At 57.6% G+C, this 21136-nt stretch carries 22 protein-coding genes; 14 read left to right on the forward strand and 8 right to left on the reverse strand.

Annotated elements, in window-relative coordinates; all coding sequences use genetic code 11:
* Nucleotides 1-225 precede the first annotated feature (225 nt).
* Both ACR0CE_RS15225 and ACR0CE_RS15230 read left to right on the forward strand, forming a co-directional pair.
* Nucleotides 226-1245, forward strand: coding sequence for a porin (locus ACR0CE_RS15225; protein WP_480484112.1), 1020 nt, complete (start codon nucleotides 226-228; stop codon nucleotides 1243-1245).
* Nucleotides 1246-1344: 99 nt separating this feature from the next.
* Entirely contained in the window at nucleotides 1345-2004 is a 660-nt protein-coding gene (locus tag ACR0CE_RS15230; RefSeq protein ID WP_480833096.1) for a YggS family pyridoxal phosphate-dependent enzyme, read from the forward strand.
* Here ACR0CE_RS15230 and ACR0CE_RS15235 read toward each other — a convergent pair.
* Both ACR0CE_RS15235 and ribA read right to left on the reverse strand, forming a co-directional pair.
* A complete protein-coding gene (locus ACR0CE_RS15235) occupies nucleotides 1988-2488 on the reverse strand; it encodes a L,D-transpeptidase family protein (RefSeq protein ID WP_480833097.1) in 501 nt (166 codons plus the stop codon). The two genes, ACR0CE_RS15230 and ACR0CE_RS15235, sit on opposite strands and share 17 nt — an antisense overlap.
* The gene (gene ribA, locus ACR0CE_RS15240) at nucleotides 2485-3576 is read right to left on the reverse strand and encodes a GTP cyclohydrolase II (RefSeq protein ID WP_480539617.1); all 1092 of its coding nucleotides are present in this window, start codon (nucleotides 3574-3576) and stop codon (nucleotides 2485-2487) included. Before ribA ends, ACR0CE_RS15235 begins: the two co-directional genes overlap by 4 nt.
* A gap of 162 nt (nucleotides 3577-3738) precedes the next feature.
* Here ribA and ACR0CE_RS15245 point away from each other — a divergent pair, with 162 nt between their 5' ends.
* From ACR0CE_RS15245 to ACR0CE_RS15270, 6 genes are all read left to right on the forward strand, one after another.
* Nucleotides 3739-4425 (forward strand): response regulator transcription factor, encoded by a 687-nt coding sequence (locus tag ACR0CE_RS15245; protein ID WP_171724917.1) that lies wholly within the window; start codon nucleotides 3739-3741, stop codon nucleotides 4423-4425.
* Nucleotides 4426-4663: 238 nt separating this feature from the next.
* Complete coding sequence (locus ACR0CE_RS15250) at nucleotides 4664-5056, forward strand: GFA family protein (RefSeq protein ID WP_267364337.1); 393 nt, start codon at nucleotides 4664-4666, stop codon at nucleotides 5054-5056.
* A gap of 74 nt (nucleotides 5057-5130) precedes the next feature.
* Nucleotides 5131-5919 (forward strand): exodeoxyribonuclease III, encoded by a 789-nt coding sequence (locus ACR0CE_RS15255; RefSeq protein WP_480774093.1) that lies wholly within the window; start codon nucleotides 5131-5133, stop codon nucleotides 5917-5919.
* 75 nt (nucleotides 5920-5994) lie between these two features.
* The gene (gene trxA / locus ACR0CE_RS15260) at nucleotides 5995-6909 is read left to right on the forward strand and encodes a thioredoxin (protein ID WP_267364326.1); all 915 of its coding nucleotides are present in this window, start codon (nucleotides 5995-5997) and stop codon (nucleotides 6907-6909) included.
* Between the two features lie 26 nt (nucleotides 6910-6935).
* Nucleotides 6936-7577 (forward strand): LON peptidase substrate-binding domain-containing protein, encoded by a 642-nt coding sequence (locus tag ACR0CE_RS15265; RefSeq protein ID WP_480506416.1) that lies wholly within the window; start codon nucleotides 6936-6938, stop codon nucleotides 7575-7577.
* Entirely contained in the window at nucleotides 7574-7759 is a 186-nt protein-coding gene (locus ACR0CE_RS15270) for a Trm112 family protein (protein ID WP_209504973.1), read from the forward strand. The genes ACR0CE_RS15265 and ACR0CE_RS15270 overlap by 4 nt, the downstream gene beginning before the upstream one ends.
* On the opposite strand, the gene ACR0CE_RS15275 is transcribed toward ACR0CE_RS15270, so the two are convergent.
* On the reverse strand, nucleotides 7756-9018 hold the full coding sequence (locus ACR0CE_RS15275; RefSeq protein ID WP_480833098.1) for an FAD-dependent monooxygenase: 1263 nt from the start codon (nucleotides 9016-9018) through the stop codon (nucleotides 7756-7758). The two genes, ACR0CE_RS15270 and ACR0CE_RS15275, sit on opposite strands and share 4 nt — an antisense overlap.
* Nucleotides 9019-9070: 52 nt before the next feature.
* Here ACR0CE_RS15275 and ACR0CE_RS15280 point away from each other — a divergent pair, with 52 nt between their 5' ends.
* From ACR0CE_RS15280 to ACR0CE_RS15295, 4 genes are all read left to right on the forward strand, one after another.
* Nucleotides 9071-10399 carry an amidase gene (locus ACR0CE_RS15280; protein ID WP_480506414.1) on the forward strand — a complete coding sequence of 443 codons (1329 nt, stop codon included), beginning with the start codon at nucleotides 9071-9073 and terminating at the stop codon, nucleotides 10397-10399.
* A 108-nt stretch (nucleotides 10400-10507) separates the two neighbouring features.
* Nucleotides 10508-11689 (forward strand): aminotransferase class I/II-fold pyridoxal phosphate-dependent enzyme, encoded by a 1182-nt coding sequence (locus ACR0CE_RS15285; RefSeq protein ID WP_480833099.1) that lies wholly within the window; start codon nucleotides 10508-10510, stop codon nucleotides 11687-11689.
* 14 nt (nucleotides 11690-11703) lie between these two features.
* Entirely contained in the window at nucleotides 11704-14628 is a 2925-nt protein-coding gene (locus ACR0CE_RS15290) for a DNA translocase FtsK (RefSeq protein ID WP_480833100.1), read from the forward strand.
* A gap of 39 nt (nucleotides 14629-14667) precedes the next feature.
* Nucleotides 14668-15264, forward strand: a complete 597-nt coding sequence (locus ACR0CE_RS15295; RefSeq protein WP_209504969.1) for a LolA family protein — start codon at nucleotides 14668-14670, stop codon at nucleotides 15262-15264.
* A gap of 15 nt (nucleotides 15265-15279) precedes the next feature.
* Here ACR0CE_RS15295 and ACR0CE_RS15300 read toward each other — a convergent pair whose 3' ends face one another.
* Complete coding sequence (locus ACR0CE_RS15300) at nucleotides 15280-15861, reverse strand: transglycosylase SLT domain-containing protein (RefSeq protein WP_209504968.1); 582 nt, start codon at nucleotides 15859-15861, stop codon at nucleotides 15280-15282.
* Between the two features lie 60 nt (nucleotides 15862-15921).
* Complete coding sequence (locus tag ACR0CE_RS15305; RefSeq protein ID WP_480833101.1) at nucleotides 15922-16803, reverse strand: AEC family transporter; 882 nt, start codon at nucleotides 16801-16803, stop codon at nucleotides 15922-15924.
* An 80-nt stretch (nucleotides 16804-16883) separates the two neighbouring features.
* Here ACR0CE_RS15305 and hspQ point away from each other — a divergent pair, with 80 nt between their 5' ends.
* The gene (hspQ, locus tag ACR0CE_RS15310; RefSeq protein ID WP_209504966.1) at nucleotides 16884-17210 is read left to right on the forward strand and encodes a heat shock protein HspQ; all 327 of its coding nucleotides are present in this window, start codon (nucleotides 16884-16886) and stop codon (nucleotides 17208-17210) included.
* A 35-nt stretch (nucleotides 17211-17245) separates the two neighbouring features.
* On the opposite strand, the gene ACR0CE_RS15315 is transcribed toward hspQ, so the two are convergent.
* The 3 genes from ACR0CE_RS15315 to ACR0CE_RS15325 all read right to left on the reverse strand — a co-directional run bounded on the left by ACR0CE_RS15315 (nucleotide 17246) and on the right by ACR0CE_RS15325 (nucleotide 19852).
* Nucleotides 17246-18823, reverse strand: a complete 1578-nt coding sequence (locus ACR0CE_RS15315; protein ID WP_480833102.1) for a gamma-glutamyltransferase family protein — start codon at nucleotides 18821-18823, stop codon at nucleotides 17246-17248.
* 219 nt (nucleotides 18824-19042) lie between these two features.
* Nucleotides 19043-19459 carry an ATP-binding protein gene (locus ACR0CE_RS15320; RefSeq protein WP_480492741.1) on the reverse strand — a complete coding sequence of 139 codons (417 nt, stop codon included), beginning with the start codon at nucleotides 19457-19459 and terminating at the stop codon, nucleotides 19043-19045.
* A 54-nt stretch (nucleotides 19460-19513) separates the two neighbouring features.
* Nucleotides 19514-19852: an STAS domain-containing protein gene (locus ACR0CE_RS15325; protein ID WP_480484099.1), complete on the reverse strand. Its 339-nt coding sequence runs from the start codon at nucleotides 19850-19852 to the stop codon at nucleotides 19514-19516.
* 101 nt (nucleotides 19853-19953) lie between these two features.
* Between ACR0CE_RS15325 and ACR0CE_RS15330 the strand changes: the two genes are divergently transcribed.
* A complete protein-coding gene (locus tag ACR0CE_RS15330) occupies nucleotides 19954-21126 on the forward strand; it encodes a thiolase family protein (RefSeq protein ID WP_480833103.1) in 1173 nt (390 codons plus the stop codon).
* The last annotated feature ends 10 nt before the right edge of the window (nucleotides 21127-21136 follow it).

The raw sequence follows: 21136 nt of genomic DNA on the forward strand, positions 1-21136 counted from the left end.
GGACCCCCGCTGCAACAAGCCCATTCTTCTGAAATGTAAGTGTATCAGCTGCATCGGGGCGAAAACTGACTGTGGCATCCTTGCACCAATTTGACCTCAATGACGCCGACGTCTTTATGCCAAGCTTGCGCAAAGGGGGCAAAAAGAGCGAAACGGTGTCCGTGCTGAGACATGTGCCGAGGCATATGTCGAGTAGATAACTCTTTTGAAACCGAGGGAAACAAGATGAAAAAAGTTCTCTTCGCATCGACGGCGCTGATTGCGACCGCAGGCGTTGCAGCAGCTGAAGTTAACTTCAGCGGTTATGGCCGCTTTGGTATTGGTTACGTTGAAGATCGTAGCGGTACCGTTGTAAACGTCCAGACAACCGGTACCGCGCCAGGCGTTGGTACGGCTGTTGTTCAAACTGACGACGCGATCCTGGTTTCGCGCTTCCGTCTGAACATCGACGGTTCTGCAGAAACCGACGGTGGCGTTCGTTTCGAAGGCCGCGTTCGTCTGCAAGCTGACGAAAACAGCGGCAACGGCGAAGCAAACCGCGCTGGTCTGAACGGTGCACGCTTCTCGGTCATCTACGGTGGCCTGCGTGTTGACGCCGGTAACGTTGCAGGTGCCTTCGACAACCTGGCAAACTACTACGGCAACGAAGTTGGTCTTGAGCTGTTCGCTGGTCAGTACTCGGGTGTTAACTACAACTTCCTGGGCTACACTTCGACCGGTTCGGGTTCGAACGCCGTGTTCTTCCAGTACTCGGTTGGTGACTTCTCGTTTGGTGCATCGTACGACCAAGCGACTGTAGCTCTGAACGGCGTGCCTATGGACGCAGACCGTTGGGACATCAGCGCAACCTACACCTTCAACAACATCACAGCTGCTTTGGCCTACGGCCAGACCGACGCTGGTGTTGCTGGTGTAAGCGATCCGAGCCTGACCGTTCTGACCCTGGGTGGTGAATGGGGTGACTTCGGCGGTACTCTGTTTGTTGCAGACGACGCAACTCAGGTTGCAGCAACTGACGGCACCGCATGGGGTCTGTCGGCAACCTACAACGTTGGCGCTGCAACAACCCTGATCTTCGCTTACGGCGACGGTAACGCATCTGCTGATACTCAGCAGGTTGCTCTTGGCGCGATCTACGACCTGGGCGGCGGTGCATCGCTGCGCGGTGGTATCGGTGTCAACGACTGTGACAGCTGCACAGACTCGACCTTCGTTGCTGACTTCGGTGCTCAGTTCAACTTCTAAGCTGATCTGAACCGCAAGGTTTAAGGGCGGGTCTTCGGACTCGCCCTTTTCTTTTGTGCCGACTTGGTGTTTTTCTGCGCAAAACAGGATGAGGGTCCCATGTCGTTGCAAGACGTCACCGCACGTATCGCCAAAGCCGAAGCCAAGTCGAACCGACCGGCAGGTTCCGTCAAACTGATTGCTGTGTCCAAAGTGCAGCCGAATGACAGGGTGCAGGCAGTTCTAGAGCAAGGGCACAGATGTTTTGGCGAGAATCGCGTGCAGGAGGCGGCAAGCAAGTGGCCCGCTTTCAAAGAACAGTTCGAGGGTATTGATCTGCACCTCATTGGCCCGTTGCAGACCAACAAGGCCCGTCACGCAATGGAACTGTGCGACGCGATCCATTCGGTAGATCGACCCAAACTGGCCAAGACACTGGCGCGTTTGGCACAGGAAATGGGAAACTGCCCGAACCTGTTCATTCAGGTCAACACCGGCGAGGAAGACCAAAAGGCCGGTATCCTTCCTGTGGACGCGGACAGTTTCATTGCCGAGTGCAGGTCATTGGATCTGCCCGTGCGTGGATTGATGTGCATTCCTCCGGTCGATGAAGAGCCTGCTCTGCACTTTGCGCTCTTGGCAAAAATCGCAACGCGCAACGGGCTTGACGGATTGTCTATGGGGATGAGTGACGATTTCGAACAGGCCATCGCCATTGGCGCGACACATGTGCGCGTTGGCTCAGCTATCTTTGGCGAACGAATTAAACCTCGGGAATAATCAACCGTGTTCCGGGGGCAATGCGCTGTGATATCCAGTGCAGATGGTCCCGGCGAAAGGCAACGCAGCCTTCGGTTGGATAGCCGGGTCTGCGCCATTGGTGCAGAAAAATTGCCGATCCCCTGCCCGGAACGGCGTTTGGCCAGTTCCAGTCGGTTAACAGAATCAGGTCGTATAAGGGGTCGGCGCGGCGCAACTTTTCATGGCTGAATGCATAGGGTGCGCTGACCATGTGGTTGTATCTGCTTTCAGACACGTCGTCAGACCACAAGTCCCGCGGGCCAATGGCGCGGGCCCATTTGCTGGGGGCGGCCATTCGGTCGGCCCGGTATAGCATGCCGACGATTCGATGATGTCCAGTTGGGGTCGCGCCATCGCCTTCGCGTTTTGCGTTGCTCAACCCGCCTTTGCCCACGGAACAGGGGAACACCCTGCCAAGAAACCGGATGCCTCGTGGAGTTAGAACAAGATCGTTTGGGGTCAAAGCAGATGCCCTGACTTCTTGGCCTTGGTCGCCAGGTATCCCCGGTTGTGAGAGGTTTCGCCAACCTTCAGAGGGACACGCTCGGTTACTGCGATACCTGTCCGTTCCATCATGGCGATTTTGGCCGGGTTGTTGGTCAGCAAGCGGACAGAGTTGAAACCCAGCGATTTCAATATGTCCGACCCAAGCCGAAAATCACGCTCATCATCCTCAAAACCCAGCCTGTGGTTCGCCTCAACGGTGTCAAAACCCTGATCCTGAAGGAAATAAGCGCGCATCTTGTTCGCCAGACCGATACCGCGCCCTTCCTGATTCAGATACAGAAGAACGCCTGCACCTTCTGCCCCCATCTGTGCCAGGGCACCGCGGAGTTGCGGGCCGCAGTCACATTTCAGGCTTCCCATCAGATCGCCGGTGAAACAGGCAGAATGCAATCGGGCCAGCACAGGCTTGTCGCGGTCCGGGCGACCGATCTCGACGGCGTAGTGCTCTTCACCACCGTCTTCAGGTCGGAAGACGTGTAACCGACCGGCTTCGGACACCTCCATCGGAAGGCGGGCCGCGACGACTTCGTGCAAAGTACTGCGATCCGCCAGATGAGGCGTGGCGCGCGTGTGATCAATGCAGGTCAAACCGTGCAAAGCGGCAAATGCCCTGCCGTCCTCGACAGGTACCACGACCACAGCGGGAAGGATGCGCGCGGATTTGGCCAATGCTATTGCGATACGGTGCAGATTGGCATTGCCGTGCCGCTCGGTCATCAACGGGCCCTTCATGGGCGCGTTCAGATCGTCGGAAGGATCAGCAACCGCCTGTACCCACGCGATATCTGCATCCGCCGGGATCGAAACCCGCGCCAGATCCCCGTCGTACGCCCGCGCTTTCAGGGTTTCAGCGCGTCGCCCAGTTATGGCCACCACCGGATTCCCTAGTTTTTTCAGGTCGGCCAGACGCTGCGGGCTGAGCGTTTCGGCAGAAACCGCAAGCACGCTGAAGCCACTGTCATCGGTCAGCGCAACGGGAACGCCCATGCGCAGATCGGCCCGGGCCCGGGCGAGAAGTTCCGTGATATCGGGGATGAGACTCATCAATGTTACCCTATAACGCTCAATCTTTCTCCTAGCCCTTTCGAAAGGAAATGTGAAACATTTCCGCGAACTCTGACACGAAGGCGTGAAACGGTTGCAGCAAATCTTGTTGATTGCATATTCCACGCGCAAGTGATGGAAAAGCGTTTGGAGGACCGGGAAATGGCTCAACTCAAGAAAATCCTGCTGGTGGACGATGACGAGGACCTGCGCGAGGCGCTCAGCGAGCAACTTGTCATGACCGAAGACTTTGACGTGTTTGAGGCGTCAGACGGTCACTCTGCCATGGAGCGCGCGCGCGAAGCGATCTATGACCTGGTCATTCTTGATGTGGGTCTGCCGGATACCGACGGGCGCGAACTGTGCCGCCTCATGCGCAAACAGGGTGTCAAAAGCCCGATCCTGATGCTGACCGGTCATGACAGCGATGCCGATACGATCCTGGGCCTGGATGCCGGCGCGAATGACTATGTTTCGAAACCATTCAAGTTCCCGGTGCTTCTGGCACGTATCCGTGCGCAGCTTCGCCAGCATGAACAATCCGAGGACGCAGTATTTGTACTTGGCCCCTATACGTTCAAACCGGCGATGAAGATGCTGATCACGGAAGAGGACAGAAAAATCCGCCTGACCGAGAAGGAAACCAACATCCTCAAATTCCTGTACCGCTCGACCGACGGCGTGGTGGCGCGGGATGTGCTGCTTCACGAAGTTTGGGGATATAATGCTGGTGTTACAACGCATACGCTGGAAACCCACATCTACCGCCTGCGTCAGAAGATTGAGCCCGATCCGTCAAATGCGCGCCTTTTGGTCACAGAATCCGGTGGATATAGGCTAGTGTCTTAACTGGGTGTGGATTGACTTGGATCAAAGTGATACCCTGTACTCATAATTAGGTTACTCCCAACCCGCGCATGTCCGGGTTATGACATGCACCTCCCTGTTGGACTGCCGGGCCGAATGGCCCGGCTTTTTTCTTTTCCGAAGGACGAAATCATGTGCCGCCTGTACCGTCACAGGCGTTGCGAAACCCTGAATGTTCCTGTAATGTTCTATTTCTCGCGAAAGGTTGGAGGAGCGCGTGATGATTGAAGGAAGCTGTTTGTGCGGGGCGGTGAAGTTTAACCTGAAGTCTCAACCATCCGTGATGGGAACCTGCCACTGCTCAAGATGCAGAAAAGCCGGGGCTAGCACAGTCGTATTTGTCAACAAAGAAGACTTGGTGTGGGTTCGGGGCAGGGAAAACGTAACGCTGCACCAGCCCGATCCGCCCTACAAATACGGCAGGTGTTTCTGCACGAAATGCGGGACATCTTTGGGCGAAATCATTTCAGAAGCAGATAGTTTTCCAATCGCAGCAAATGCACTGGATACCGGGTTAGAGCAGAAAGTTCAGTTTCACGAATTTGTTTCGGAAAAACCGGACTGGTACGAGATTTGCGATGATGCCCCCCAAAATGAAAGCCACCCGTCCTAGATTTTCTTTTCTGATGGTACCCCATCCCCCACCGCGTTAACCTCCGCCCAACCGCGACAGAGGATTCCCTGACCATGCCCTTCACCCTTGCCACCTGGAACATCAACTCGGTCCGACTGCGCGAACCAATCGTGCTGAAACTGTTGGAAGAAGAGGCGCCGGATGTTCTGTGTTTGCAGGAATGCAAGTCTCCGGTTGAAAAGATTCCGACCGAAGGGTTCGCGGCGCTGGGCTATACCCACATGATTGCCCGTGGCCAGAAAGGATATAATGGCGTCGCCATCCTGTCCCGCCTGCCGATAGAAGAGGTGGGCGACAAGGATTTCGCTGATCTCGGCCACGCGCGCCACATAGCCGGGCGGCTGGAGAATGGTGTCACGATCCACAACTTCTATGTCCCCGCGGGCGGTGATGTGCCGGATCGTGAAGTGAATGAGAAATTTGGCCAAAAGCTCGACTATCTGACGGACATGCGCGATTGGTTCCACGCGGAAAAGCCGGAAAAATCCATCCTCGTCGGCGATCTGAACATTGCCCCGCGTGAGGATGACGTCTGGTCGCACAAACAATTGCTCAAGGTCGTCTCGCACACTCCGATCGAAGTGGAACATCTGGCCGAGACCCAGGACGCAGGTGGTTGGGTCGATATCACCCGGCAGGATATTCCCGAAGGGCAGCTTTTCAGCTGGTGGTCCTACCGGGCCCGCGACTGGGATACGGCAGACAAGGGGCGGCGGCTGGATCATGTCTGGGCCACGCCCGATATTTCAAACGCGGGCCATTCCAGTCGCATTCTGCGCGACGCGCGTGGGTGGGAAAAGCCCAGCGATCATGCGCCGGTCTTTGCGACTTTCGACATTTGAACTGAAACTCTGCCCTTGGTTTCTGCGACAAGCGATTGCATATAGAGCGCAAGTTCGAACGAAAGAGTGATTGCCATGGACATCCTGAACGGCGCAGCCGCCCCAGCCACCGATCTGATCAAGGACGGGACCGAGGCCACTTTCATGGTCGATGTGATCGAAGCCTCGCAGGAAACGCCTGTTATCGTTGACTTCTGGGCACCCTGGTGCGGCCCGTGCAAGACGCTGGGCCCGATGCTGGAAGACGCGGTTACCGCCGCCAAAGGCGCGGTGAAGATGGTCAAGATCAACGTGGACGAGGCACAGATGATCGCCTCGCAGATGCGCATCCAGTCGATTCCAACGGTCTACGCGTTTTTTAAAGGGCAACCCGTGGACGGTTTTCAGGGCGCGCTGCCGGGGTCCGAGATCAAGGCTTTCGTGGATCGCGTGATCGAGGCGTCAGGTGGGGAAAGCCCGGGCGGCCAATTGGATGACGCCGTAGTTGCCGCCGAAGAAATGCTGAGCGACGGCGCCGCGGCAGATGCTGCGCAGACTTTTGCCGCCATTCTTGGCGAAGACCCGAACCACGCGGCAGCATATGGCGGGCTGGTGCGGGCACATATCGCCACTGGCGATCTGGAACATGCCGAGGCCATCCTGAACGGTGCACCCGCCGAAATATCCAACTCGGCCGAGGTCGAGGCTGCGCATGCGCAATTGCAGCTGGCCAAGCAGGCGGCTGATGCAGGTCCGGTGGCGGATCTGACAGCGGCCGTTGATGCTGATCCCGATAATCTTCAGGCCCGGTTTGACCTGGCGCAGGCCTTGCACGCGAACGGCGAAGTGGAAGAAGCCGTGGCGCAATTGCTGGAATTGTTCCGCCGGGATCGTGAGTGGGATGACGGGGCCGCCAAGACCCAGCTTTTCACGATCTTTGACGCGCTCAAGCCCAATGACCCGATCGTTCTGAATGGTCGCCGCAAACTCAGCTCGATGATATTTGCCTAATTTCTGATCAGAGCTAGAATTGGGACATGATGCATCCCGCCGACTTGCCGGACACCGTATCCGTTTTCCCCTTGCCCGGGGCGCTGTTGTTGCCCCGCTCGCGCTTGCCGCTTCACATCTTCGAGCCGCGCTATTTGCAGATGCTGGACGATGCCCTCAAGACCAAGGAACGGCTGATCGCGATGGTCCAGCCAAATCCTTCGGCCCATGATGAGAACAAACTGCACCGCATCGGATGTGTCGGGCGCGTGACCCAGTTTTCCGAAACGGAAGATGGCCGTTATCTGATCACGCTGACCGGTGTGTCCCGGTTCCGGGTGGTGTCAGAGCTGGACGCTTTCACGCCATATCGGCGATGCGAAGTCTCGTGGGACGGCTTTGACAGGGATCTTGGCAAGGCCGAACACGACGACAGGTTCAATCGCACCAAGTTCCTGGCTTTGCTGGAACGTTTCTTTTCGTCCCGGCAATTGTCCACTGACTGGGATTCGCTGAAAGATGCCGAGGATGAATTGCTGGTAAACTCACTGTCCATGCTGTTGGACTTTGACCCGGAAGATAAACAGGCCCTCTTAGAGGCCCCTTGCCTGCGCACACGGCGCGAGACGCTGATGACATTGATAGAATTCGCAATGCGAGGCGGATCGAATGAGGAAAAACTGCAATGACTGACCCTGAACACGCCTTTGATCGCCGTATGCTCGAAGCTTTGGTCTGCCCGCAGACGCAAACGACCCTGCGCTATGACGCCGAAAGGCAGGAACTTGTGTCACAGGCCGCTGGGCTGGCTTTTCCCATCCGCAACGGCATTCCGGTCATGCTGGTCGACGAGGCACGGCAGCTGGACTAAATTGGCTGCCCTTGCAACAGCTTGGGCAAATCCCCGGTCAAACCCGCGGCTTCGCGGACGAAACCGCGCCGCAACCCCGGCAGTGCGCCGACAATTCCCATACCAACGTCGCGCCCAATGCGCAGCAACGGGTTGTCGTTCGAGAACAGCTTGTTGAAGACATCCGTTGCCATCGCAAGAGCAGCGGTGTCGAACCTGCGCCACTCCTGATAGCGTTCCAAAACCAAAAGCGACCCGATGTCTTCGCCGCGCCGTCCTGCCAAGGTCAGAACTTCTGCCAGCGCGCCGACATCACGCAAACCGGCGTTCAGACCCTGACCGGCAATCGGGTGCATCCCGTGGGCGGCATCCCCGACCAGTGCCAGACGATCAGCGATAAAGGAATTGGCGATGGTCAGGTTCAAAGGATAGGTGAAACGATCTCCGGCCAGGTGGATGTCACCGAGGAAATCGCCGAACCGCGGGCGTAGCACTTGCAGATAGGCGTCCTCGGGCAGGGCGTTGATCTGCTGTGCGGCCTCGGTGCGTTCGCTCCATACGATGGAACTGCGATTGCCGGTCAGCGGCAGAATCGCCAAGGGACCCGGCGGCATGAAGAACTGATGGGCAATGCCGTGATGCGGCAATTCATGTTCAATGGCGCAGACAAGTGCGGTCTGGCCATAATCCCAACCGGTGCGCTTGATACCTGCGCGGTGCGCGGTGCCGCTGCGGCGACCGTCACACCCGACCAGCAGGCTGCTGTTCACCGTCGCACCATCGTCCAGCGTCACGGTCACTCCGGTAGTGTCGGCCTTTTGCGACACAACAGTCTTGCCACTCAGCTGAGTGATGCGGCGCTCATCGGCCATAGCGTCCAGAAAGGCGCGGCGCAGGTGACGGTCTTCGACCATATACCCCATCGGGCCTTCTTCTATTTCGGCATGGTCGAAATGCATAAAAAACGGTGACGGGCCTGTACCTGCGTGGCCGTCCGTGACCTTGATTTCCAGCATCGGTTGGGCGTGTTCCGCAACACGGTCCCAGACGCCGATGGCAGCCAACAAGCGCTGTGATGCCAAGGCCAGGGCATAGGCTCTCCCGTCGAACGCCGCATTCTTGCGGACCTTCTCATCCAGCGCATCAATCACTGTGATCGAATGTCCGGTTTGTGCCAGAGCCAATGCCAAAGCCGGGCCGTTCAGCCCGCCGCCCACGATCAGAATGTCAGATGCCTGTGTCATGCCCTGCAATATGCGCGCCCTTTCAGGATTGTCCATGTGCAGTCCTGTCGCTACCGTTCTTTCAAGCCAAAAAGCAGGAGGGGGCGGGATGCAGGATTGGTTGACCATGACGGCGTGTGATTTGGGCCGTGGAATTGGGATGGGCCAGATCGATCCGGTTGAATTGACGGAAACCTACCTGTCCGCAATAGACGCCCATCCGCACCGCGACCGCATCTATGCCCGCGTCACCCATGACCGCGCCCGCGCCGAGGCCGAAGCCGCGCAGCAACGCGCGAAGATGGGATTGCGGCGGTCGTTGCTGGATGGGGTTCCCATTAGCTGGAAAGACCTGTTCGACACCGCTGGTACTGCGACCGAGGCCGGGTCGGCGCTTTTGAAAGACCGGGTGCCGGACGCGGATGCACTTGTGGTACGCAACGCAACCCAGATGGGAACGGTCTGTCTGGGTAAGACGCATATGAGCGAGCTGGCCTTTTCCGGCCTTGGATTGAACCCGATCACTGGTACGCCGCCTTGCATTGACGATGAGGACGCCGTGCCTGGCGGTTCATCTTCAGGCGCGGCGGCTTCGGTTGCGTGGGGTTTGGCAGCTGGGGGTATCGGGTCCGATACTGCTGGGTCAGTACGCATCCCATCGGCTTGGAACAATTTGGTTGGACTAAAAACCACCGCCGGGCGGATAAGTTTGGAAGGGGTTGTACCTCTGCGCCTTCGGTTTGACACGGTGGGCCCTTTGGCGCGCTCAGTTGAAGACGCAGCACATATGCTGGCTTTGCTTGAGGGCGGAACGCCTGCCGATCTGCGAGGTGCAAACTTAAAAGGCCGCCGTTTTGCAGATTTGCAAAACGTGGTTAAAGACGATTTGCGCGATGTACCGCGAGTCGCTTATGAGGTTGGTTTGGAACGACTTCGAGACGCAGGCGCAAAGGTTATACCTCTTGAGGTTCCCGAACTTCACAACGCAATGTCCCTGTCTAGTGTTGTCGATCCCACCGAATCGTACGGACTGTGGCGAGATGTGATCGAAGCGAATCCTGATGTAATGTATCCTCCGATACTGGAACGGTTCCGGGCTGGAAAAGACGTATCCGGTCCGGACTACGTCGCTGCGTGGTCGAAGCTGGAAGCCTGTCGCGCGGCATGGGATACCGCCACCGCCGGGTTCGATGCCGTTCTTGCGCCAACCGTTCCCAATCTGCCACCCAATCTGGACCGGTTGATGACCGATCACGACTATTACGTGACTGAAAACCTGCTGGCCCTTCGCAATACGCGGATCGGCAACCTGATGGGGCTTGCGGCGCTGACCCTGCCCACCGGAACGCCCAGTTGCGGGCTGATGATGATGGGGTATCCGAACTCGGAAGAGGCCCTGTTGAGGTTGGGGTCAGCGGCAGAATCGGCATTGGCCTGAATGCCACAATCCACTGATTCGGAACCTCTTTGTCTGGACGAAGAGGTATGCGGACTGTAATCTGCCAAAAAAACGGGGCGCAAATGACCCCGATATTGAGGCAGTAACATGGATTTTCCCGAGCGGTTTTCGAACCTACCGGAATATGCATTCCCGCGTTTGCGCGCCCTGTTGGATCACCATCAACCGGGCGGTGACGTCGTTCATATGACGATTGGCGCGCCCACGCATGATTTTCCGGCCTGGGTGACGGATGTCATCATGGAAAACGCGGCCGGGTTTCAGGGCTATCCGCCGAACGAAGGCTCGGAAGACCTGCGCGGTGCAATCTCGGGCTGGATCAAGCGGCGCTACGGGGTCGAAATGGACCCTGACGCCAACGTCATGGCGCTGAACGGCACACGTGAGGGGCTGTACAATGCGGCCATGGCGCTGTGCCTGGAACAGAAGAACGGCAAACAACCGATCATCCTGTGCCCGAACCCGTTTTATCAGGTCTACATGGTCGCGTCGATTTCGGTGGGCGCGCAACCCCATTTTGTCCCTGCAACCGCCGCGACGGGTCATCTGCCGGATTATTCCGGCCTGCCCGAAGATGTGCTGAACCGAACCGCGGTGGCTTATATCTGTTCCCCGGCCAACCCGCAGGGTGCAGTCGCGTCGCGCGACTATTGGGCTGACTTGATCCGTCTGGCCGAGGCATATGATTTCCGCATCTTCGCCGACGAATGCTATTCCGAGATTTACCGTGACCAAGCCCCGACGGGGGTTCTGACCGTCGCGCAGGAACTGGGGGCTGATCCCGAACGGATCACGCTGTTTAATTCCCTGTCCAAACGCTCGAATCTGGCCGGTTTGCGCTCGGGCCTGATTGCAGGTGGACCAAAGTCCATCAGCCAGGTGAAAAAACTGCGCACCTATGCCGGATCCCCACTGCCTTTGCCCTTGCAAGCCGCCGCCGCGCGCGTCTGGGCGGATGAAATACATGTCGAGCAAAACCGCGCGCTCTATCAGGAGAAATACGCAATTGCCGATGAAGTGTTCGCGGGCGTGCAGGGCTACATGTCGCCAGAGGCCGGGTTCTTTCTGTGGTTGCCGGTCGAGAATGGCGAGGACGCAGCATTGAAGGTTTGGAAGGAAACCGGGGTTCGGGTTCTTCCGGGCGCATATCTTTCACAAGGTGATCCGGGAAATAACCCGGGCGAAGGCTTTATCCGGGTTGCATTGGTAGCCCCAAAAACAGAGTTGCAGCGTGGTTTGATCACACTCCGCGACTGCATCTATACGTGAGGTACGAGGGCAAAATGGCATCCTATAACGCGCGAAACCGCGACCCATTGCTGGACAGCACAACACAGGCAGCCCTGGAGCGACGCAGTAAGGAACTGATCGGTATCGCGCTGATCCTGTTGGGCTTGGCCGCGGCTGCGATGATCTGGTCCTATACGCCCGATGATCCTAATTGGATGGTTTCGACCGACGCGCCGGTGCAAAACTGGATGGGACGGGTCGGCGCGTCTATTGCAGCCCCCTTGTTCATGATCGTGGGCTGGGGAAGCTGGGGCATCGCGCTTGTTCTGGTCGGATGGGGTCTGCGTTTTGCGGGCCATTTCGGTGAAGACCGGGCCATTGCCCGCCTGATCTTTGCCCCGATCTGGATCGCTGTAGCCTCGGTCTATGCCGCAACCCTTGTTCCCGGTGCCGAGTGGCGTGCAACGCATAGCTACGGTTTGGGCGGTTTGTTCGGCGACACGGTCATGGGCGCGTTGCTGACGCTAGTGCCGATCTCTTCGCATTTTCTGGTCAAAATGATGTCGCTGGCCATGGCCGTCGGCATGACCACGCTGGGTGTTTTTGTGCTGGGCTTCACCAAGGCCGACGTGATACGCGGCTTCCGCGCCTTCATCCTGGGCCTTGTAATGTCTTATGACATGCTGATGACGCTAATGGGGCGTGGTGCGGCCTCGGCCGCGCAAGCCGCGCGGGATCGGCGGGCGCAGTGGGAAGAACGCAAGCTCGCCCGCGCTGAAGCGGCTGAGGCGATGTTTGACGACGAACTGGTCTATGCCGACACTGTTTTTGAAGAACCTGAATTGGGGCGCCCTGAACCTCCGGTCAAATCAGGCCTGTTGGCACGAATGCCGTCACTTATCCGGCGCCCTGATCCAATGCCCGAGCCTGAGTTGGTGGATCCTGAACCGATCGCGGGCTTTGACGACATGCCCGGCGAAGATCGCATCCGCTCCAAAATCTCGGCCGCCGTGCGAAATCGCAAGGTTGCCGTGGGCGAAATGACACCCGAGCCGGATCCCGACCTGCCGCTGACCAAGGGTCGTGGACGCCGTCCCGATCCGCTGATCCTGAACCAGCATCCCTCGTCCGAACTGCCCCCCGAACCGCCGATGACAGTGTATGGGCTGCGCCCCGAGCCGCAGGTGTCCGCTGGTGACACGCCAGAGGCGCGAGAGTCCGCTGTGTTCGGTTATGAGGCCGGGACAGAACAATACGACTACGCGTCCGAGTTGGATATCGATGATGAGTCGGTTTTCGAGGATGTCACCGACGCCGCGCCGCAACCGCGTCAAGCGATGAAGATCCCGGTGGCTGAACCGCGCAAGCCTGTGGTGGCGCAGCCCGTGCGCCGGACACCGTTGCCGTCTCGTCGTGCGCAGGCTGAAGCGCAACCAGCATTGTCCTTCGAGGAACGGCACTCTGACTTCGAACTTCCGCCTCTGGGCTTGTTGTCCAACCCCGCCAGTATCCAGCGCCATCACCTGAGCGATGAGGCCTTGGAAGAAAACGCACGGATGTTAGAAAACGTTCTGGACGATTACGGCGTCAAGGGTGAGATCGTCAGCGTACGCCCCGGCCCGGTCGTGACCATGTACGAGCTGGAGCCCGCTCCGGGCCTCAAGGCGAGCCGTGTGATCGGTTTGGCAGACGATATTGCGCGTTCGATGTCGGCGCTGTCGGCGCGGGTTTCGACCCTGCCGGGGCGTTCGGTGATCGGTATCGAATTGCCCAACGAAAACCGCGAGATGGTCGTGCTGCGGGAAATCCTGGCCAGCCGCGATTTTGGCGATGGCAATCAGGCGCTGCCGCTGGCGCTGGGCAAAGATATCGGCGGTGAATCCGTTGTGGCGAACTTGGCCAAGATGCCTCACCTGCTTATCGCCGGGACCACGGGTTCGGGTAAATCGGTGGCGATCAACACGATGATCCTGTCGCTGCTTTACAAGCTTACGCCGGATGAATGCCGTCTGATCATGATCGACCCCAAGATGCTGGAACTTTCGGTTTACGATGGCATCCCGCATCTGCTGTCACCCGTTGTGACCGATCCAAAGAAGGCGGTCGTCGCCCTGAAATGGGTCGTGGGCGAAATGGAAGACCGCTATCGCAAGATGTCCAAGATGGGCGTGCGCAACATTGCGGGCTACAACGGCCGGGTGAAGGACGCGCTGGCCAAGGGCGAGTTGTTCAGCCGCACGGTGCAGACCGGGTTTGACGATGAAACCGGTGAACCAACGTTCGAGACGGAACAATTCGCGCCCGAAGCGATGCCCTATATCGTCGTCATCGTCGATGAGATGGCCGATCTGATGATGGTCGCGGGCAAGGAAATCGAAGCCTGTATCCAGCGTCTGGCGCAAATGGCACGGGCCTCGGGCATTCACCTGATCATGGCCACACAGCGCCCCTCGGTTGACGTGATTACCGGCACAATCAAGGCCAACTTCCCTACGCGGATTTCGTTCCAAGTGACGTCGAAAGTCGACAGCCGCACCATTCTGGGCGAGATGGGCGCCGAACAACTGCTGGGGCAGGGCGACATGCTTTACATGGCCGGTGGCGCCAAAATCACCCGTTGCCACGGACCGTTTGTGTCGGATGAAGAGGTAGAGGAGATCGTCAACCACCTCAAACAATACGGTCCGCCCGATTACGTGGGCAGCGTTCTGGATGGCCCGGCCGAGGACAAGGTCGACAACATTGACGCCGTTCTGGGGCTGAATACTGGCGGCAACACGAACGGAGAGGACGCGCTGTACGATCAGGCGGTGGCAATTGTGATCAAGGATCGCAAATGCTCGACCTCTTATATTCAGCGAAAACTCGCCATCGGGTACAACAAGGCGGCGCGTCTTGTTGAGCAAATGGAAGACGAAGGTGTTGTTTCGTCAGCAAATCATGTCGGGAAACGCGAAATCCTCGTTCCCGAGCAATAGGATATTTAATAACAAGGGCAGACAGCCTATCTGTACAGCATGAAACAGATTGCTTTTGCCCTTGCTTTGACACTGGCCGCACCCGCCGCATGGGCGGCGGAAAAACTGCCGCTTTCGCAGATTTCCAATTACCTGAACGGATTGAAAACGGTTCAGACAACGTTCACGCAGGTGAACGATGATGGCTCGTTGAGCACCGGACAGCTGTGGATGCAGCGCCCGGGCAAGATGCGGTTCGAATATGACCCGCCCAACAGCGCTGTGGTGCTGGCGCGATCAGGCAGTGTTCAGATCTTCGATCCGAAATCGAACCAGCCACCCGAGCAATACCCGCTGAAGCGCACGCCTCTATCCATTGTGCTGGCACGCAACGTGAATCTTGATCAGGCCAATATGGTTGTCGGCCACAGCTTTGACGGCACGGCCACAGTGGTCACCGCGCAAGACCCCAAGAACCCTGAAGCAGGCCGGATTGAACTGATGTTCACCGATAATCCGGTTGAGCTGCGCAAATGGGTGATCCATGACAACGCCGGCAGCCAGACCACCGTTCTTTTGGGTGCGTTGACCGAAAGCAATGGTCTTGATCAGGGTCTTTTCTCGAACAAGGAAAGACGCGGGTCAGTCAATCGCTGACCCGCTTTTTGCTGGTCAATACCGGCAGTTCGCCAACTGTGCCTGATACAGTTGCGCGCGCGCGTCCACGTCATTGGCCACGCTCAACAACCACGACTTGCTGTTGTGGGTGCCGCGAGCGTACCCCGTGTGACCTTCGTGATAGGCCAAGTATTGATTGCGTGTGTCGCCGGGGTGGATGCCGTTGCGCTCATAGCTTTTGTTCATATACCAGCCGATGAAGTCCGAGGCATCGCGGATGCGATCCCGCTTGGCCCGGCGCTTGCCGGTTTCGCGCTGATATTGATCCCAGGTGCCGTCCAGTGCCTGGCTGAACCCATAGGCGCTGCTTTGCCGCCCCATCGGGATCACGCCCAGCACGTAACGGTGCGGGGTACGCGCGTCGTGGCGATATCGGCTTTCCTGATAAATCGTGGCCATCTGAACGTGAACCGGAACACCCCATTTCTGCTCGGTGCTTTTGAAAGCCTTGATAAAATCCGGTCGTTCGTGCGCAATGCTGCACGCGTCGTTCAGCTTGCTGGGCGGTTGTTTTGACCCGCCGCCACAGGATGCCAAAAGCAGCACCCCGAAGAGTACGATAAGAATTCTGCTCATGTGCCTCATGCCTTTTTTGTTTATTCTAGCGCAGATTGAGCTCTGAGGAAATCACAATCGCTATAAAACAATGGCAAGAATTATGGGTAACGCCGCCACGGAAAGTACGGTGGACACCATGACCATGCCGGCAACGGCATCGGAATCGGCTTCAAATCGTTCTGCCAACAAGTATGAGGTCACAGCGACCGGTGTACAAATTTGCAATACCAGAACGCCAAAGGCGACAGTGTCCAGATCAAACAACACCCCAATCCCCCAGCCCAACGCAAAGCAGACGATAAGCTTCAGGACTGACAGCCAGAGCGCTTGCCCCAGACTACGCGAGGTCAGGCGGGCGATTGCCACACCCACCGTGACTAACATCAGCGGAACAGCCATTTGCCCCAAAAGCTCTAACGTGTTGGTTAGAAATGTCGGAGTTTGCCACCCCTGCCACAAAAACACCGCACCCAGAATGGTCGCCCATGCCATCGGCTGGCGTAAGACCTGTCCCCATGCGCCTTTTCCGGCGACTAGGTAGATCCCATAGGTGAAAGAAAACAGCGCGGTTACAGACAGAAAGATGACTGCGTAACCCAAACCAATCTGCCCGAACGCAAAGATACATAGCGGTAGGCCAAGATTGCCGGTATTGCCGAAAATCAGCGGTGACAGGTACGTGCGCTGATCCAGTTTCAATCCGCGAACAATCAACCAGAACACCCCAGCCAGCAGAAGATTTGCGACCAGAGTTGCCGACGTGAAACGCGACAAATCTCCGCCCGGAATGTCGGTTTGCATGAGTGCAACAAAGATCAGACTGGGCATTGCCAGTGTCGTTGCAAAGCGTGTCACAAATTGCAGCCGATATTCGAACCCCAGTTTGACCCACGTAAAGCCAATGGCCGCCAAGAGAAAAACCGGGGCCACGATTTCGAACACTGTCAGTATTAGGTTCACAGACTGTTTCCCTGAATTTCACATCAATGATTGGCATTTCGGGCCAAAAACCGTTAGTAAATGCGGTGGGGGCCGAAACAATGTTAAAGACACGCGCGAAATACGGATTGGGCCAGGTGGTCCGTCACAAGAAACACCCTTTTCGAGGGGTGATTTTTGACGTGGACCCGGAATTTTCGAACACAGAAGAATGGTACCAGGCCATTCCGGAAGACAGCCGTCCACGGAAAGAACAGCCGTTCTACCACCTGCTGGCAGAGAACGACCAATCCTTCTATGTTGCTTATGTTTCAGAACAAAATCTGGTTGCAGACTATTCTGGAGAGCCGGTCGAGCACCCGGATATCTCCAACATGTTCGGCCCGTTTGAAGACGGTGCTTACCCTCTGCATTTCCACCTGAACTAGGTTTGGCGAACCGGTCGGCATTGCACTGCCGCTGATCAGTATCCAAGGGCGCACCCATCTTTGCGCGGGTCGCTGGCACCTTCCAAAACACCGTCTTTTCGGATTCGGATCGCTTGCGCTCCTCCAAGCGGCGTTTCTGGAATTTCAATATTGTGTCCAATTTCAGACAATTGTTTCGCTACCTCTTCGGAATAGCCCCGCTCCAGCTTCAGGACATTCCCATCGAAAAAGGCACGCGGCGCGTTGATGCTTTCCTGTAGCTCCAGCCCAAAGTCCCTAAGGTTCGAAACGAAACGCGCGTGCCCGGTCGGTTGATAAGCACCGCCCATGACGCCGAATGGCATCGTGACACGGTCATTCTCGGTCAACATCCCCGGTATGATCGTGTGCATCGGGCGCTTGCCGCCAGCCAGTTCATTGGGGTGACCCGGCTGAAGCGTGAACCCCGCGCCCCTGTTCTGAAGCAAGATACCGTATTTCTCGGATGCGATCCCTGATCCAAAGCCATGAAAGATCGAATAGATCAGCGACACAGCCATAAGGTCGCGATCGACCACCGTGATATGGACCGTGTCCTTGTGAATCGCTTCCGTCAAAGGTGCTGCTGCGGGCATTGCGCGTTTTGGGTCAATCAATGCAGCCAGCCGGACCGCAACATCCAAATCAAGAAACCGCTCGGCCCGTGCGACATGATCGGGATCCGCAATGAACCGGTTGCGCGCGTCATAAGCCAGCTTGGTGGCTTCAGCCTCGATATGAACCCGTTCTGCTCCAAATGGATCCATACTGGCCAGATCGAATTGTTTTAGAATGTTCAGCAACAGGATCGCGGTCGCGCCTTGGCCGTTTGGCGGGTGTTCGACCAGATCAACACCCTTGTAGGCTCCGCGCATGGGCTGCGTTTCAGTGCACTTGGTGCAGTGAAAGTCTTCGGCGGTGTGGACACCTCCGCGTGCAGACAGGGCCCGGATCATATCCTCGGCAATGTCTCCTGAATAAAATGCGTCGCGTCCCTGACTGGCGATCCTGCGCAAGACCTCAGCCTGACCGGGAGCGCGAAAGATCTGACCGATAGCTGGTATCTGCCCTTTGATCAGATAATGGTCACGCGCAGCACCCTGTAATGTGGCCGCCCCGGTTTTCCAGTCAAACGCAACCCGGGGGGCCACCGGAACGCCAGCCTCGGCATAGTGGATTGCGGGTTCCAGAATCGCGTCCAGCCCCAATCGCCCTTCGGTTTCTGCAAGGTGACAGAAGGCGTCCACGGCACCGGGAACAGTCACCGCATCCGGACCGCTCAACGGTACAGACGACAGGCCTTTGTCCCGCAAGGGCTGCGCCCGCGCGGCGGCCGGTGCGCGACCCGATCCGTTCAATGCGCGTATCCGGTTTTCGCCCGCACGGCTGAACAAAACGAAACAATCGCCCCCCAACCCGGTCATCTGCGGTTCGCAGATGCCAAGCAGAACCGCACCTGCTATCGCGGCGTCCATGGCGTTGCCGCCGCGCTCAAGAATATCGATTGCCACTTTGGCGGCTAGCGGGTGCGACGTTGCGCACATCCCCCGCGTTGCAAAAACTTCCGACCGGCCAGGTTTGTGCAGATCACGCATGGTGGGTTCTTTCTCCTTCAAACAGGGGAAAGCTATTCTCTGATTGCCGGTTGTCCAGTCAATTCAAGTTTGGGGGGAGATCCTCGGCGCCGTTCACTGGGTGGGGGCTGTGATAATTGGCGCCGAGGGAAGCTATCTGAGCTACGAGTCACTGTATGGCGGCGATTTGCGGCGCGACAATGTTTCGAAAATGGCGTTATTGTGGCCAATTGCGGCTGATTACCCGTTCTTGTCAAAGTTAAATCGCAGGGATAGCCGATTGCACCCGTCGCGACGCTCATAACAGATATCGCTGGTCAGTTGATGAATCAGGAACCAGCCGAACCCGCCTTCGGGCAAATCCTGAATGCGGGTTCCCAGTGGTGCCGGCGTCCCGTCTGGTGGTTCGTAGCCGGGCAATGGATGGCCCGTGTCCGAAATCAGAATGTCCAGCCGGTTTCTGTCCAATCGGCATGTCACCTGAACCCCGGCCGGGGCCACGTCCATATAGGCATGTTCCACAACGTTGTTGATTGCTTCTGCCAGTGCGATCTTGACATCGTCCGCCTTGTGCGGCGGCAACCCTCGTTTCGCCAGTCCGGCGCTGAGTTTCGCAATCCCCGCACTGGCTTCTGTTTCCGTTGCGGGAAAGCTCAATTCCAGGCAGGTCGCGTTACAAATGGGCTCCACGTTGTCGCACTCCTGCTGTTGTCACCTGTCTGGTTCCGACAGGGCGTCATCCAGTGTTGCAAACAACCTGAACACGGTATCCATGCGCGTCAGGCGAAAGACCTTTTCCACCACGGGCTGCGGGCCTGCCAGATCAAGCCTTCGGTTCAGCCCCAGTTGTTTCATGGACGCTACGATTGCGCCCAGTCCGCTTGAATCGATGAACTCGACGCCTGAAAGGTCCAGGACAACCCGATCGGCGCAGGCCTCGGTCTCTGCGCGCATGTCTTCTTTGAACTGAATGGCCATCGCAGCGTCGATCCGGTCAGAGTGAACCGTGATAATCTGTGTCGTTCCGTCTGATGTGCTGGTCAGCCCCATGGTCCGGCTGCCTCCAATCTGAAAATGAGTCGTAGAAATACGCTAGACGCGAATTCTTACCATTCGGTATTCAAGGGCCGGACGACAGGAGAATTATCCGGATGAGAGATGTTGTTATTGCAGGTGCTGCCAGAACACCAATGGGTGGTTTTCAGGGCATGTTCGACGGTGTCGCAGCATCCGAGCTTGGCGGCGCAGCGATTCGTGCCGCGTTAAAGCAGGCAGGGGCGCAGACGGTTGACGAGGTGTTGATGGGATGTGTCCTGCCCGCAGGTCAGGGGCAGGCTCCGGCGCGCCAGGCGGGTTTCGCGGCGGGCTTGGGCGAGGAGGTTCCCGCCACCACGCTGAACAAGATGTGTGGTTCCGGGATGAAGGCGGCGATGATGGCCTTCGACCAGATCGCATTGGGTCATGCGGATACAATGGTCGCCGGAGGTATGGAGAGCATGACCAACGCGCCCTACCTGCTGCCGAAAATGCGGGGCGGCGCGCGCATCGGTCATGGTCAGGTGATCGACCACATGTTCCTTGACGGGCTGGAAGACGCCTATGACAAGGGCCGCCTGATGGGAACCTTTGCCGAAGATTGCGCCGAGGCGTATCAGTTCACCCGCGAAGCGCAGGATGAATATGCCTTGAAATCCTTGTCCAACGCACTTTCCGCGCAAGAAAGCGGTGCTTTCGAGGGCGAGATCGTCCCCGTCACAGTGCGCACGCGTAAGGGTGAGGTCGTACAGGTCGCTGATGAGCAACCCAAATCCGCCCGTCCCGAGAAAATTCCGACACTGAAACCGGCTTTCCGCAAGGACGGGACAGTGACCGCCGCCAATTCCTCGTCAATATCCGACGGCGCGGCGGCGCTTGTTCTGGCATCGGCTGAGGTGGCAGAAGCGCAAGGACTGACAGTTCGGGCCCGGATTTTGGGACATGCCAGCCATGCTCAAGCGCCCGGACTTTTCACGACTGCACCGGTTCCGGCGGCGCAAAAGCTTCTGTCCCGCATCGGTTGGAACAAGGATGATGTCGACCTGTGGGAGGTCAACGAAGCCTTCGCAGTTGTGCCGATGGCTTTCATGCACGAAATGGGATTGCCGCGCGACAGGGTAAACGTAAATGGCGGGGCCTGCGCCTTGGGCCATCCTATTGGCGCATCTGGCGCCCGTATTCTGGTCACTTTGTTGAACGCGCTCGAGAAACGAAATCTCAAGCGGGGGGTTGCTGCAATCTGTATCGGCGGCGGTGAAGGAACAGCTATCGCGATCGAACGCATTTGACCCTTCATCT

The sequence above is a fragment of the Ruegeria sp. L11 genome (assembly GCF_056531755.1).